The sequence below is a fragment of the Sneathiella sp. D3-11 genome (assembly GCF_055809395.1).
The window spans coordinates 2459497-2473237 of record NZ_CM147911.1; the positions used below are offsets into that span (position 1 = coordinate 2459497).

Sequence of the window (13741 nt, forward strand, 5' to 3'; positions counted from 1 at the left end):
AAGCATTTTCTACCACGGCAGAGGGAATTTCCCCGTAATAATCGCGACAAGCACAATCAGACCAAAGACCTTGTTAGATTTGAAAAGCAGCAGGCAGAGATCGGCATTATTGATATCGAGGGACCGGATCTGCCAGACAAGATGCGCACCCGCACCTGCCATGAAGATGTAGAAAGGAAGGGTCAAGCCAGTGAAATAGCCACTGAGAAGAAGCGCAAGGAAAATTGCAATATAGAAACCAATCATCCAGCGGTAAGTATCCGCGCCAAACTTCAGTGCCGTCGATTTAACGCCAATCAGAACATCATCTTCTTTATCCTGATGGGCGTATATGGTGTCATAGCCGAGCGTCCAGGCAATGCCACCAAGATACATAATAATCGGGGCGATCTCGAGACCGCCCTTTACCGCGGCCCAACCAAGTAGCGCGCCATAGTTAAAGGCGAGGCCCAGAAAGAATTGTGGCCAATAGGTGAATCGCTTGGCAAAAGGATAGATGGCCACAAGAACGAGGCTAGCGGCGCCCAGCAGGATTGCGAAGAGATTAAACTGCAGCAGAATTATCAACCCGATCAGGCATTGCAAGCCCAGCCAGAAAATTGCCTGAAAAAGAGTCACTTGCCCGCTCGGGATCGGTCGTTTCTTGGTGCGTTCCACCTTTCCGTCGAAATCCCTGTCAGCTATATCATTCAGGGTGCAACCCGCCCCGCGCATAACAAGGGCCCCAATACTGAACAGGATAAAGTACCAGATGTTTGGAAGATCGCCTGCAGGCGCAGCAAGAGCGATAGACCATAGGCAAGGCAAGAGCAGTAGCCACGTGCCGATCGGTCGGTCCAGTCGGGATAGCTTCATATAGGGCTGGAGGCCTTCCGGCGCATATAGGTCTACCCAGTTTTGCTTGCTGGCGTCATCGATTATCTTGTCGGGGCGTCGCATATCAAAACAGTCCTAATCTAACTAGAGGTGACGGAGATGGCATTAATTGTTATGAATCGCAACAAATTATCGTCCAACATATTTAAAGAGCTTGTTCCCTTATGTTCCCGAAACCATATTCCGTCCGTCTTTATGTTCCAAGCGACTTGGGTGCTGATCTGGGGGTGATCCTGGATAAAAATCAATCCCACTATGTCGCGACAGTGATGCGGCGCGCAGAGGGCGATAAAGTTGCCTTGTTTAACGGTCGGGACGGGGAGTGGCTTGGACAATTACAGGAAGTACATAAAAATCACTGCCTCATTCATGTTACCGAACGGCTTCGACCGCAAATTGATGAGCCTGACATTGAACTCCTGTTTGCACCGGTTAAAAAAACTCAGACCAACCTCATAGTGCAAAAAGCAACAGAACTTGGAGTCGCCAGTTTTCAGCCGGTTCAGACCCAACGCACGAATGCGGAACGACTGCGCGAGGACAAGATGGCGTTGCAGGCGCTGGAAGCTGCCGAACAATGTGAGCGGCTCAACCTGCCGATTGTTCACGGCCTTATCAGGCTGGAACAGGCGCTGACCGCACTGGAGCCAGATCGGATATTGATATTCTGTAATGAGAGGTTAAGCGGAAATAGTGCGAAAGAAGTTCTATCTCATTTAGAGACTTCGGAAAAATGGGCGATCGTCACCGGGCCAGAGGGAGGGTTTACGGACGAAGAAATCGAAATGATCTCGGCCCGGCCCAATACGCATGCGATTTCATTAGGTCCCAGAATATTACGGGCGGAAACCGCTGTTTTTGCAAGCCTTTCTCTGTTGCAGGCATTTCAGGGTGACTGGACCTGAGCCATTCAAGTTGCTGCCAGAAAGTGATCATTCGACAAAAATAGTATTTTTGCCTTGAAGCGAGGTGAGCAATTCTTTAAGTCAAACTAAAGGCCGGACCAGGGGCGCATTGCCCGGCCACCATAAAATAAGAGGGAATATATGTCCGGACCTTCCAAAGGCGACGCCATTGAGATTAATGACAAGGCACAGTTGGTGGACTTTGCCGCGAGTGGTTGTAAGCCACGCGATAAATGGCGGATTGGCACTGAACACGAAAAATTTGGTTTCACGCTCGATACTCATGAGCCACTAATCTATGAGGGCCCCAAGGGTATAAAGGCGATGCTGGAAGGGTTGCAGCGTTTCGGCTGGCAGCCTGACTATGAGGGTGACAATGTTATCGCGCTCTCAAAAGAGGGATGTTCGATCAGTCTGGAGCCAGGCGGGCAATTGGAACTATCCGGCGCCGCGGTCGAAAATCTCCACGAAACCTGCAGTGAAGTTCATACTCACTTGGCGCAAGTCCGTGAAGTGGGGGATGAGATGGGGGTTGGATTCCTTGGCCTCGGTTTTAGCCCGAAATGGACGCGTGCCGAGACGCCAATCATGCCCAAGGGACGCTATCAAATTATGAAAAGATACATGCCGACCCGGGGTCAGCATGGTCTGGATATGATGTTTCGGTCTTGTACGGTGCAGGTTAATCTCGACTACGCGTCGGAAGCGGACATGATCAAAAAATTTCGGACAAGCCTTGCCTTACAGCCTCTGGCAACAGCGCTTTTTGCGAATTCTCCCTTTACCGAGGGGCGGACAAACGGGCATCTCAGTCATCGCAGCTATATTTGGACCGATACCGATCCTGACCGGACGGGCATGATCCCCTTTGTTTTTGAGGATGGCTTCTCGTTTGAGCGGTATGTCGATTATGCCCTTGATGTTCCGATGTATTTTGTCTATCGAGACGGTGATTATATTGATGTAAGTGGGCAATCCTTTCGCGATTTTCTGGCTGGTAAACTTCCGGGGTTGCCGGGCGAAAAGCCGAACCTTGTCGATTGGGATAATCACTTAACGACGTTATTCCCAGAAGTCCGGATGAAGCGGTTCCTTGAAATGCGGGGCGCCGATGGCGGACCTTGGCGGCGCTTATGCGCGCTGCCAGCGTTTTGGGTCGGTCTACTGTATGACGATACGGCGTTGGATGCAGCCTGGGATCTGGTGAAGGAATGGACAGCGGAAGACCGCCAGCGAATTCGTGAGGATGTGATTACGCACGCTCTCGCCACGAATTTGCCAGACGGGCGTACTATGCTGGAGCTAGCAGCAGAGGTGCTGGAAATTGCGTCATCGGGCCTAAAGGCGCGCAAACGGATGGATAGCTTTGGTGAAGATGAAAGCCATTTCCTGAATGCTTTGAAGACGACTGTTAAAATGAAGAAAACACCGGCAGAAGAGATGCTGGAGCGGTTCCATGGCGACTGGAAAGAAGATATAGATCCGGTATTCAAAGAGTATGCTTACTGATCAGACATCAGTTTTTGATGGATCTTGATCGCCGCCGTGTAATCCTGCTCGACGGCTTTCTCGTTTATCTTCCTTAGGCCTTTTACGGTGTGCTGGATAGCGCCGATCATCGCATGTGGCCTACTAGCCTGACGGCCTAGCTCACTCCTGATTAAATCTGTTAGTTCGTCCAATTTCGCTTCGTCTTTGTTTTCAAGCGGAGCGTGGAGGAGCGATAAATAAGACATGTCTGTGCCTGTCTGTACATTACTCTGATCTTTACCTAACTCATTGTTATCAATAGAATTAAGATAAGCGACAAGCGCCTCCACCTTTTCGAAGGGAGGGGGTGGTCCCGCAAATTCCGTTACAATGACATGACGTGTAAAGGCATGTAGATCCGCGAATAAATTGATAGTGCCATAAGGAGGCGTGTCCCGAACACCGCGCAAAGACGGAATGTCTATTGGATTTGAAATTCCGTCTTCAAATTCCGCCTGCCAAAAACGATGCGTCACGTCTATTCGCCCAGGGCGGTCCGAAAGCCCGGTAATGAAAAAATCCGTATTCGCATGCCCATTGGGGTGGCAGCTATTGCAGGAGAGGCCGATCCGGACTGCCTTCTCCCCAAGCAGCGACGGGCTTCGAAATAACAGGCGTCCATAGAGCCATTTGTCATCGCGGATCGTATCCAGCCTCAACAATTCTGACGGCGGATCACTTTGGATCTCAGTTGAACTTCCGGTCGGAAGCCAGTTTCGATCGTCGGCGGCGGCGGCGGCGGCGGCGGCGGACGGAGCCACAGCCATCAACGCCGTCAGCAAGCATATATATAACAGGGCAGGGGGGCGGAACCCCTTAGCGCGGCTTGCCTTAAGCGGTCCCACCAACGGTCAGCCCTTCAATCAGCATGGTTGGCTGCCCAACGCCAACAGGTACGCTTTGGCCAGCTTTCCCGCAGGTGCCGATGCCGCTATCGAGCGCCATGTCATTGCCGATCGCCTTTACCTTTTTAAGTGCCTCGCTGCCGGTTCCAATCAGGGTCGCGCCTTTGACCGGCGCTGTAATCTTACCGTCTTCAATGAGGTAGGCCTCTGTGCAGGAGAAGACGAATTTGCCTGATGTGATATCGACCTGACCCCCGCCAAAGTTGGCCGTATAAATGCCCTTCTTCACTGATTTGACAATTTCGCCCGGGTCTTTATCGCCGCCCAGCATGTATGTGTTGGTCATGCGCGGCATTGGAAGGTGGGCATAGCTCTCACGGCGGCCATTGCCTGTTGGTTCAACGCCCATAAGACGGGCGTTCTGGCGATCCTGCATATAGCCGACGAGGATGCCGTCCTCAATGAGTGTCGTGTTGCTGGTTGCGGTACCTTCATCATCAATACTGAGGGATCCCCGCCGGTCAGTGATTGTCCCGTCGTCTACAACGGTCACGCCCGGAGCCGCAACTCGCTCACCCATCAGGTTGGAAAAGACAGAAGTTTTTTTGCGATTGAAGTCGCCTTCAAGACCATGACCTATCGCCTCATGCAGGATAATACCGGGCCAGCCGGGGCCGAGGACAACATCCATTTCACCCGCCGGGGCGGCGACGGAGTCAAGGTTGACCATGGCCTGACGGTATGCTTCGTCGACTGCGGATTTCCAGGTGCCTTCTTCTAGGTAAAAATCGTATCCAGTCCGTCCGCCCATTCCATGAGAACCGGACTCGCGCCGACCGTCTTTTTCAACAACGACAGAAACATTGAGCCGCACCAGCGGACGGATGTCGCCTGCACGTTCGCCGCCACTGCGGATTATTTCAATCCCCTGCCAGGAGCCTGCGAGAGAAACAGAAACCTGAACAACCTTGCTGTCTTTTCCGCGCGCATAGGCGTCTATTTCGGAAAGCGCCTTCACTTTGGCATCGAAGGGGATTTCACTTAGTGGATTGTCGTCGCTGTAAAGGGCGCGGTTGGAACCTGCAGGCGCTAATGCCATGGTGCCGCCTTTGCCGGCTTGCACGGCCTCTACCGTTTTTGCGGCATTAACGATGGCTTCTTCGCTCAAATCAGAGGCGTGCGCGAAGCCTGTCGCCTCGCCGACAACCGCTCTGAGTCCGAACCCTTGCGTGGTATCAAAACTGGCGCTTTTTAGACGTCCATCGTCGAAGGAAAAGCCTTCCGACTGACGGTATTCCAAAAACAGTTCGCCGTCATCCGCCTTTGCGAGCGCTTTTGATACCTGCTTTTCAACAGCTCCCCGATCCATACCTGTTGGTATGAAAAAGAGGTCATTGGCGGTCGATATATCAGTCATAAATGTGCTCCGGTTGTTGGGCGGCTGGGTTTACTACAGCTGAATATGTGTCTTTTGAGAGCGAATGTCGAGAGAGGGGAATTGCTGATTTGAAAGATTCTAATTGTCTCCGCCCTTGAGGACGCAAGTCGGTGTGACAAAATGTCACAATATGCGTGTCATTTGAGGATGAAGAGAAAATGAGAATGGCTTTGGTAAAATCTATGTAATATATTGTAATATATGCATAAAATTATTTTCCCTGTGCTTTGCGGGCAAAAAAAAATGATGCGGATTTTTGAATTACTGCAGTCTTAGACTTGTTATAAAGCACATCGGTGGTGTAGTTTCCCGCGCAATCGAGTGGAAAGCTTTTTGATTTGCCGTTATGAGCTGGATATAAATCAAAAAATCTGTCCAAAATTTGGCCTAGCGAGGGTATACTGTTTTTCGTTTCAGGCTAAGTTAGTTAGACATGTGATCACAAACGGGAAGTGAAGATGGGTATGGTAAGAAATCTTGTCGCATTTATGGCCGTAATTGCAGGCACGGTATTGACGATGGGAACTGCCGCCGCGGAGCAGGGGCAACCTGCGCAATGGCAAACAACGTTTCAGCAGGCATTTTCACCAGTCGCAGCAGAGCAACATATATTCCATAATTTGTTGCTGTGGATTATCAGTGCGATTACGGTGTTCGTTTTGGTTTTGCTGCTTTATGTGATCGTGCGCTTTAACAAGCGGGCAAATCCCAACCCCTCCAAAACATCCCATAACACATTTATCGAGATCATCTGGACGGTTGTTCCGATCATGATCCTGATCGTTATCATGATCCCATCATTGAAGTTGCTTTACTACGGGGATCGGATTGAAACGCCGGACATGACCCTGAAAGCCATTGGGTATCAGTGGTATTGGGGCTATGAATATATGGATGAAGACGGGCTTGCCTTTGAAGCCGTGATGCTTGAAAAGGACGAGCTTAAACCCGGTCAGCCGCGCCTTCTGGCAACTGACAATGCGATCGTCCTTCCGGTTGAAACAAATATCCGCGTTCTCGTTACGGCTGAAGATGTCCTTCATTCCTGGGCAATGCCGTCCTTCGGTGTGAAGATGGATGCCGTGCCGGGCCGTCTGAATGAAACCTGGATGCGGATCGAGAATGAAGGCATGTATTACGGACAATGCTCGGAACTATGCGGTGCACGTCATGGATTCATGCCGATTATGATCAAGGCGGTTAGCAAGGAAGATTACGCAAAATGGCTCGTTGAAGCCAAAAAAGAATTTGCAAGTGACGGAACCCCGGCGATCAAATTCGCCCAGATTACGTCCACAAGCGCAGAGTAAACAGGCTAGAGAGAGGCACTACATTATGGCTTACGGTTCAGCAGCCGCTCACGACGAACACACTCCATCAGGTTGGAAGCGTTGGGTCTACTCGACCAATCACAAAGATATCGGATCGATGTATCTTATTTTTGCGATTATCGCCGGTATTATCGGCGGGGCAATGTCCGTTTATATTCGGGCAGAATTGCAATTGCCGGGCGATCAGTTTCTGAACGGCAATTACCATTTCTTCAATGTTCTGGTCACAGGCCATGGCCTGATCATGATCTTCTTCATGGTTATGCCGGCGATGATTGGTGGTTTTGGTAACTGGATTGTACCGTTGATGATCGGGGCGCCGGATATGGCCTTCCCGCGCATGAACAACATTTCTTTCTGGCTGTTGCCGCCGGCGTTTGGCTTGCTGCTTATCTCAATCTTCGTTGAGGGCCCCGCCGGAGCAAATGGCGTTGGTGGCGGCTGGACCATGTATCCGCCGCTTTCTTCGAACGTTGGTCATCCCGGCATGGCAGTTGATTTCGCGATCCTCAGCCTTCATTTGGCGGGCGCATCGTCAATTCTTGGTGCGATTAATTTTATCACGACGATTTTCAACATGCGCGCGCCAGGCATGACAATGCATAAGATGCCGCTTTTCGTCTGGTCCGTTCTTGTTACAGCTTTCCTGCTTCTGCTTTCCCTGCCGGTTCTTGCGGGCGGTATTACCATGCTCCTGACGGACCGCAATTTCGGCTCGACATTCTTCGCGCCAGAGGGCGGCGGTGACCCAATCCTGTTTCAGCATCTATTCTGGTTCTTCGGTCATCCTGAAGTGTATATTCTGATCCTGCCTGGCTTCGGTATCATTAGCCAGATTGTGTCGACCTTCTCACGCAAGCCGGTCTTCGGCTATCTCGGGATGGCCTATGCGATGGTTGCGATTGGTGCCGTTGGCTTCATCGTCTGGGCCCATCATATGTACACAGTGGGTATGAATGTTGATACGCGAGCATACTTCCTTGTTGCAACGCTGGTGATTGCTGTTCCGACCGGTGTCAAGATTTTCTCTTGGATTGCGACGATGTGGGGGGCTCAATCGAGTTTAAACCACCGATGGTCTGGGCGCTTGGTTTTATCTTCCTGTTTACCGTTGGCGGTGTAACGGGTGTGGTTCTGGCCAATGCTGGCCTCGATGTTGCACTGCATGATACATACTATGTGGTTGCCCATTTCCATTACGTTCTGAGCCTGGGGGCTGTGTTCGCGATTTTTGCGGGCTTCTACTACTGGTTCGGTAAGATCACCGGGTATACCTATTCGGAAAAACTGGCGCATCTGCATTTCTGGGTGACCTTCATTGGCGTGAATATGATCTTCTTCCCGATGCATTTCCTGGGGCTCGCCGGTATGCCACGGCGTATTCCGGACTATCCGGATGCTTTCGCTGGCTTTAATGCAATTTCTTCATACGGTTCCTATGTATCGGCGGTTGGTGTTCTGATCTTCCTGATTACAGTTGTGCATGCCTTCGTCCGCAAGGAACAGGCTGCAGGTAATCCCTGGGGTGAAGGTGCGACCACGCTGGAATGGACTTTGCCGTCTCCACCGCCTTTCCATCAGTTCAACGAACTGCCGGTTATAAAGTAAGGGTTGAAGGAGCAACGAGTGTCCGACACAAGCCTTATAAAGGATACGATCGAAACCCGTGTCAGTTCAGATCTGACGCGGGTTAGCGATTATTTCGCTCTGCTGAAACCGCGAGTGATGTCGCTTGTCGTTTTCACAGGGCTGGTGGGGCTTGCCGTTGCGCCGGGGACCATTCATCCGGTGCTGGCCTTTACGGCGCTTCTCTGTATTGCTGTTGGCGCCGGGGCATCCGGGGCGATTAACATGTGGTATGATGCGGATATAGATGCGGTGATGGAGCGGACGAAAGAACGCCCGATCCCTGCCGGTCGTGTCAGCGCGAATGAAGCGCTTGCGTTTGGCACCGTACTGTCGGTGGCTTCCGTTGTTCTGATGGGACTCGCGGTGAATTATGTCGCGGCGGCGTTGCTGGCGCTTACCATCGGGTTCTATGTTTTTATCTATACCATGTGGCTGAAACGCCGGACGCCGCAGAATATTGTTATTGGCGGTGCGGCAGGTGCATTTCCGCCAATGATCGGTTGGGCGGCCGTAACCGGCGATGTTAGCGCGGAATCCCTTGTTCTGTTCGCAATTATTTTTATGTGGACCCCGCCGCATTTTTGGGCGCTGTCGCTTTGGCGCGATATTGACTATGCAAAGGCCGGTGTGCCTATGCTGCCGGTTGTTGCCGGCCGGGATGTTACGCGGCGGCAAATTGTACTCTATAGCGCGCTCCTTTTCCCTGTTGCGGTCATGCCGTATTTTCTTGGATATGCGGGCATTGTTTATGGTGTTGGCGCGACCCTGTTGAGCGGTCTGTTTCTGCTTCTTTCGCTAAAAGTATGGCGTGCCAAGGACGAGGAGAGCGCAAAGCAGCTGTTTGCGTATTCTCTTTTATATCTGTTCCTGCTTTTCGCTATGCTACTCGGTGAGAGCCTTGTCCGGACGGTGGTTTGAAATGGCCCGTGATGAAGAACATAACAAGCGGCAACGTATCCGTAATCTCGCGGTCGGGGGTATCCTTATTGCTTTGGTCGTACTGTTTTATTTGATTACAATTGTGAAAATGTCCGGCGGGGCGTCTGCGTGATGGAAAGGCAGAACAAAAAATCAGCCCGTCTTGCATTCGTGTTGGCATCAGTTGTTGTTGGCATGGTCGGGTTAGCCTATGCTTCGGTCCCGCTTTACGATCTTTTCTGCCGGGTGACGGGATATGGTGGAACGACGCAGCAAGCGGATATTGCCCCGGATGTTATTCTTGATCGTGACATAACCATCGAATTTGATGCAAATACAAGCCGTGAAATGCCGTGGGACTTCAAGCCGGTAAAGCACAAGATAACAATGAAGGTGGGTGAAACGGGCCTTGCGTTCTATGAAGCTTACAACCCGACAAATCGTGCGATCAAGGGAACAGCGACGTTTAATGTGACACCGCAGAAGGTTGGGCAGTATTTCACCAAAATTGATTGTTTTTGCTTTACCGAGCAGGTGTTGCAGCCGGGTGAACGGGTCGATATGCCGGTTACTTTCTTTGTCGATCCTGAAATCGATGATGATCCGAACGCCAAAGAGGTGACGGTAATAACGCTTTCCTACACTTTCTTTATCAGCGAAGATGATGAAGAAACAAAGGTTTCGGCGAAATCCGAAAAAAAATCGGTTGATGTAAATTGACCAATAAAAGACTGGGTAACATTTAGGGCCGGACCTGGTCCGGGCGAAATTGCAGGAGTTTAGGAATGGCAGATTCTCACGCCAAACAACATGATTATCATCTCGTAGATCCGAGCCCGTGGCCGGCCCTTGCGTCTGCTGCTGCATTTGTATCAGCTATCGGTGCTGTTTTGTGGATGCATGACAAAGGTTACGCGGTCTTTGTGATTGGTTTCGTCGCCCTTTTATACACGTCCTTCACTTGGTGGCGCGATGTTGTCAAGGAAGGGGAGCATGAAGGGCATCACACGCCAGTCGTTCAATTGGGCTTGCGATATGGCATGATCATGTTCATCGCGTCCGAGGTTATGTTCTTCGTGGCTTGGTTCTGGGCCTACTTTGGCGCAGGCCTGTTTCCGAGTGAAGTTGGCGGCGGTGTTTGGCCACCTGAAGGAATTATGACCTTCAATCCTTGGCATATTCCGCTTCTAAATACTGTTATTCTGCTGCTCTCTGGCACTACGGTGACCTGGGCGCATCACGCGTTACAGCATGGTGACCGTAAGGGCCTGACTCAGGGCTTGTTGCTGACGGTTATTCTGGGTGCCTGCTTTACAGCAGTGCAGATATATGAATATTCGCATGCCGCGTTTGGTTTCACGGATGGGATCTATCCTTCAACCTTCTACATGGCGACCGGCTTCCATGGTGCGCACGTCTTTATCGGAACAGTCTTTCTGCTGGTATGCCTGATCCGGGCGACGAAAGGCCATTTCACACCAACACATCACTTTGGCCTAGAGGCTGCGGCTTGGTATTGGCATTTTGTTGATGTCGTCTGGTTGTTCTTGTTCTTTGCGGTTTATTGGTGGGGCGCGGGGCCGGAGTGGACCTGACCTAATAATCTGATGCCTTATTCATACGGCATACCAGTTTCCCCTTTGCGCGCCGGGCTCACCTGCAAATGCCCGGCATGCGGAAAGGGGAAACTTTTAAAGGCTTTCTTGATGTCGCAGAGTCCTGTGATACTTGCGGACAAAGTTTCAGTGCCGTCAATAGTGGCGATGGCCCTTGCCGTTTTTATCATTTTGATCGTCGGATTTATCGTTTGCGGTCTTGCCGTCGGGATGGAGCTTATATTCCATCCGCCATATTGGCTACAATTGGTGATCTGGCTTCCAACAATATTGATCCTGAGCACTGGGCTTCTCCGTCCTTTCAAGGCTTTTTTGATTGCTCTGCAGTTTAAGCATAAAGCGAGCTCCGAGATAGAGCGTTACTGAACATGAAAAAATTCTCCCCCGGGGTTATCCCAACTTTGATTACAGTGCCTTGCGTTGTAATCCTGCTGGCTTTGACTGTCTGGCAAGTTAATCGATATAGCTGGAAAATAGATTTAATCGACCAGATAAATAACCAGCTCGCGGCGGCACCAGTTACCTTGCCGGCCGGAGATATTATCCCGGAAGAATGGCATTATCGACGGGTTAGCCTGACTGGTAAATTCGACCATGAGCATGAGCTTCATCTTTTCGCCCATACGAAGAAAGGGCGTTCTGGTTTTCAGGTCATCACCCCGTTCAAGCGTACGAATGAAGGGGATATTATCCTCGTCAACCGAGGTTGGGTCCCAGAGGCTAATATAGATCCGCAAACGAGACCGGAAGGTCAAATTTCAGGGGAAGTTACGGTAACGGGCGTGGCGCGAAAGCCTTGGGGTAAATCATGGTCCTTTCTGCCTGGAAGTAACGCCGAAGATAATGTTTGGCTTTATGGCGAACTTGCGAAGATGGCAGAACATCTGAATATCACGGTCGCGCCGGTTTTTGTTGAGCTCGACGCGGCGGAAGTGCCTGGCGGCCTCCCCAAGGGTGGGCAGACACGCATTTCCCTCCCTAATAACCATATTCAGTATGCCTTCACATGGTTAGGGTTGGCGATTGCCTTAATAGTTATATATGTCCTGTACGGTCTAAAGCGCGGCGGATCGAAGCAGGAGTGATATGTCAGAAATGACTACAGCCTATTCAATGCTTGAGAAGAAATTCGCGAGGCTTTCCGCCCTCTCCGGCGCGGCGGCGATGTTGCATTGGGATAGTGCCGCGATGATGCCGATTGGCGGAAGTGGCCCCCGAGCAGAGCAGCTTGCTGTTCTCAGCCTGGTGTCGCATGAGATGTTGAATAGCCCGGACGTTGCTGATCTGCTGATGGAAGCAGAGAGTGAGATTGTTACTCTTGACGACTGGCAGCGCGCGAATCTTGCCGAAATGCAAAATCGCTGGCGTCACGCGACAGCGGTTGATCCGGATCTTGTGGAAGCTCATTCCCACGCGACTTCCCGTTCTGAATTGCAATGGCGGGATGCGCGGCTCAATAATGATTTTGCCTCTCTCGTTCCGGCATTAAGCGAAGTTGTCCAGCTTACCCAACGCATAGCGGATGCCAAGTCTGATGCTTTCGGTGTATCCCCTTATGATGCGCTACTTGAAGAATATGAGCCAGGCTGTACATCCGCAACGATTGATGTTTTGTTTGATGATCTGGAATCTTTCCTGCCGAGCTTCCTGGGTGAAGTCTTGGAAAATCGAAAAAACACGCAGCCAGCTATAGCGCCCGAGGGGCCGTTTGACGAAGCGGTTCAGAAACAGCTTGGTCAGGAATTTATGACTGCCCTCGGGTTCGATTTCGGCCATGGGCGGCTTGATGTCAGCCATCACCCATTTACCGGTGGTATTCCCGATGACGTACGGCTAACGACCCGCTACGAGACCGATGATTTCACGCAAAGTTTGATGGGAACCTTACATGAAACCGGCCATGCGCTGTATGAGCAAGGACTTCCAAAGGATTGGCGCAGCCAGCCAGTGGGCGCGGCGCGGGGAATGGCTCTTCATGAAAGCCAGTCTTTGCTGATTGAAATGCAGCTTTCTCGCAGTGGAGATTTCATGGCTTATGCACTGCCTCGGATAAAAGCAGCCTTTTCCGGTAGCGGCCCTGCTTGGGAAGTTGAGAATATCGAACGGCTTTACCTAAAAGTTGAACCCGGGTTCATTCGCGTGGATGCGGATGAAGTGACATATCCCCTCCATGTTATCCTGCGCTATCGGTTGGAAAAGGCATTACTTTCGGGTGATCTTGCGGTTGAGGATTTGCCCGCGGTGTGGAATAGCGGCATGCGAAATACTCTTGGAATATCGCCGCCGAACGACCGGCTTGGCTGTCTTCAGGATATTCACTGGCCAAGCGGAGCTATCGGTTATTTCCCAACCTATACATTGGGGGCGATGGCGGCGGCGCAAATTTATAGCACCGCAGCGACAAAAATTCCGGATTTCACCAACAAAATCCGTACCGGGGAATTCGCGCCCTTGCTCGAATGGTTGCGTGGTAACATCCATTCCCTTGGCAGTTCACTATCGACGGAAAGCATTATGCAATCTGCGACGGGTTCTCCTTTGACTGCCGACGCCTTTAAAGCGCATTTGCGGAATCGCTACCTGCCCTAAACAATAGTCTGCAGGCGGGGCGAGCGGGCATATACGGGCTTGCACATATGTCCTGCATATGGTT

The 13741-nt window shown here is 51.2% G+C and carries 13 protein-coding genes and 2 pseudogenes; 12 read left to right on the forward strand and 3 right to left on the reverse strand.

What is annotated here, in order from left to right; genetic code table 11:
* Positions 1-9: 9 nt before the first annotated feature.
* The gene (ubiA, locus tag AC0L73_RS12555) at positions 10-939 is read right to left on the reverse strand and encodes a 4-hydroxybenzoate octaprenyltransferase (protein ID WP_227947872.1); all 930 of its coding nucleotides are present in this window, start codon (positions 937-939) and stop codon (positions 10-12) included.
* Between the two features lie 101 nt (positions 940-1040).
* Here ubiA and AC0L73_RS12560 point away from each other — a divergent pair, with 101 nt between their 5' ends.
* Both AC0L73_RS12560 and AC0L73_RS12565 read left to right on the forward strand, forming a co-directional pair.
* Entirely contained in the window at positions 1041-1781 is a 741-nt protein-coding gene (locus tag AC0L73_RS12560; protein ID WP_227947871.1) for a 16S rRNA (uracil(1498)-N(3))-methyltransferase, read from the forward strand.
* A 141-nt stretch (positions 1782-1922) separates the two neighbouring features.
* A complete protein-coding gene (locus AC0L73_RS12565) occupies positions 1923-3290 on the forward strand; it encodes a glutamate--cysteine ligase (RefSeq protein WP_227947870.1) in 1368 nt (455 codons plus the stop codon).
* Here AC0L73_RS12565 and AC0L73_RS12570 read toward each other — a convergent pair.
* Together AC0L73_RS12570 and tldD are read right to left on the reverse strand one after the other, a co-directional pair.
* Positions 3284-4078: a hypothetical protein gene (locus tag AC0L73_RS12570; protein ID WP_473653887.1), complete on the reverse strand. Its 795-nt coding sequence runs from the start codon at positions 4076-4078 to the stop codon at positions 3284-3286. The two genes, AC0L73_RS12565 and AC0L73_RS12570, sit on opposite strands and share 7 nt — an antisense overlap.
* 64 nt (positions 4079-4142) lie before the next feature.
* The gene (gene tldD / locus AC0L73_RS12575; protein WP_473653888.1) at positions 4143-5573 is read right to left on the reverse strand and encodes a metalloprotease TldD; all 1431 of its coding nucleotides are present in this window, start codon (positions 5571-5573) and stop codon (positions 4143-4145) included.
* Between the two features lie 479 nt (positions 5574-6052).
* Here tldD and coxB point away from each other — a divergent pair, with 479 nt between their 5' ends.
* The 10 genes and pseudogenes from coxB to AC0L73_RS12625 all read left to right on the forward strand — a co-directional run bounded on the left by coxB (position 6053) and on the right by AC0L73_RS12625 (position 13677).
* Complete coding sequence (coxB, locus tag AC0L73_RS12580; RefSeq protein ID WP_227947867.1) at positions 6053-6904, forward strand: cytochrome c oxidase subunit II; 852 nt, start codon at positions 6053-6055, stop codon at positions 6902-6904.
* A 25-nt stretch (positions 6905-6929) separates the two neighbouring features.
* Positions 6930-8533 (forward strand): annotated as a pseudogene (ctaD, locus tag AC0L73_RS12585) (cytochrome c oxidase subunit I).
* Between the two features lie 36 nt (positions 8534-8569).
* A complete protein-coding gene (cyoE, locus tag AC0L73_RS12590) occupies positions 8570-9472 on the forward strand; it encodes a heme o synthase (protein WP_415776486.1) in 903 nt (300 codons plus the stop codon).
* A gap of 1 nt (position 9473) precedes the next feature.
* Positions 9474-9605, forward strand: a complete 132-nt coding sequence (locus tag AC0L73_RS12595; RefSeq protein WP_265334742.1) for a hypothetical protein — start codon at positions 9474-9476, stop codon at positions 9603-9605.
* Positions 9605-10192: a cytochrome c oxidase assembly protein gene (locus tag AC0L73_RS12600; RefSeq protein WP_473653889.1), complete on the forward strand. Its 588-nt coding sequence runs from the start codon at positions 9605-9607 to the stop codon at positions 10190-10192. The genes AC0L73_RS12595 and AC0L73_RS12600 overlap by 1 nt, the downstream gene beginning before the upstream one ends.
* Positions 10193-10257: 65 nt before the next feature.
* On the forward strand, positions 10258-11067 hold the full coding sequence (locus AC0L73_RS12605; protein ID WP_227947863.1) for a cytochrome c oxidase subunit 3: 810 nt from the start codon (positions 10258-10260) through the stop codon (positions 11065-11067).
* Between the two features lie 77 nt (positions 11068-11144).
* Positions 11145-11207: pseudogene (locus tag AC0L73_RS12610) on the forward strand (hypothetical protein); the annotation flags it as partial.
* Positions 11208-11298: 91 nt separating this feature from the next.
* Entirely contained in the window at positions 11299-11454 is a 156-nt protein-coding gene (locus AC0L73_RS12615) for a DUF983 domain-containing protein (protein WP_473653890.1), read from the forward strand.
* Positions 11455-11456: 2 nt separating this feature from the next.
* Positions 11457-12173: an SURF1 family protein gene (locus AC0L73_RS12620; RefSeq protein ID WP_227947861.1), complete on the forward strand. Its 717-nt coding sequence runs from the start codon at positions 11457-11459 to the stop codon at positions 12171-12173.
* A gap of 1 nt (position 12174) precedes the next feature.
* Complete coding sequence (locus tag AC0L73_RS12625) at positions 12175-13677, forward strand: carboxypeptidase M32 (protein ID WP_473653891.1); 1503 nt, start codon at positions 12175-12177, stop codon at positions 13675-13677.
* Positions 13678-13741: the final 64 nt, after the last annotated feature.

Excerpts from the sequence above, each read along its gene's own strand:
- ubiA (WP_227947872.1), bottom strand. The coding sequence starts at position 939 with ATGCGACGCCCCGACAAGATAATCGATGACGCCAGCAAGCAAAACTGG.
- AC0L73_RS12560 (WP_227947871.1), top strand. The coding sequence starts at position 1,041 with ATGTTCCCGAAACCATATTCCGTCCGTCTTTATGTTCCAAGCGACTTG.
- AC0L73_RS12565 (WP_227947870.1), top strand. The coding sequence starts at position 1,923 with ATGTCCGGACCTTCCAAAGGCGACGCCATTGAGATTAATGACAAGGCA.
- AC0L73_RS12570 (WP_473653887.1), bottom strand. The coding sequence starts at position 4,078 with ATGGCTGTGGCTCCGTCCGCCGCCGCCGCCGCCGCCGCCGCCGACGAT.
- tldD (WP_473653888.1), bottom strand. The coding sequence starts at position 5,573 with ATGACTGATATATCGACCGCCAATGACCTCTTTTTCATACCAACAGGT.
- coxB (WP_227947867.1), top strand. The coding sequence starts at position 6,053 with ATGGGTATGGTAAGAAATCTTGTCGCATTTATGGCCGTAATTGCAGGC.
- AC0L73_RS12595 (WP_265334742.1), top strand. The coding sequence starts at position 9,474 with ATGGCCCGTGATGAAGAACATAACAAGCGGCAACGTATCCGTAATCTC.
- AC0L73_RS12600 (WP_473653889.1), top strand. The coding sequence starts at position 9,605 with ATGGAAAGGCAGAACAAAAAATCAGCCCGTCTTGCATTCGTGTTGGCA.
- AC0L73_RS12605 (WP_227947863.1), top strand. The coding sequence starts at position 10,258 with ATGGCAGATTCTCACGCCAAACAACATGATTATCATCTCGTAGATCCG.
- AC0L73_RS12615 (WP_473653890.1), top strand. The coding sequence starts at position 11,299 with ATGGAGCTTATATTCCATCCGCCATATTGGCTACAATTGGTGATCTGG.
- AC0L73_RS12620 (WP_227947861.1), top strand. The coding sequence starts at position 11,457 with ATGAAAAAATTCTCCCCCGGGGTTATCCCAACTTTGATTACAGTGCCT.
- AC0L73_RS12625 (WP_473653891.1), top strand. The coding sequence starts at position 12,175 with ATGTCAGAAATGACTACAGCCTATTCAATGCTTGAGAAGAAATTCGCG.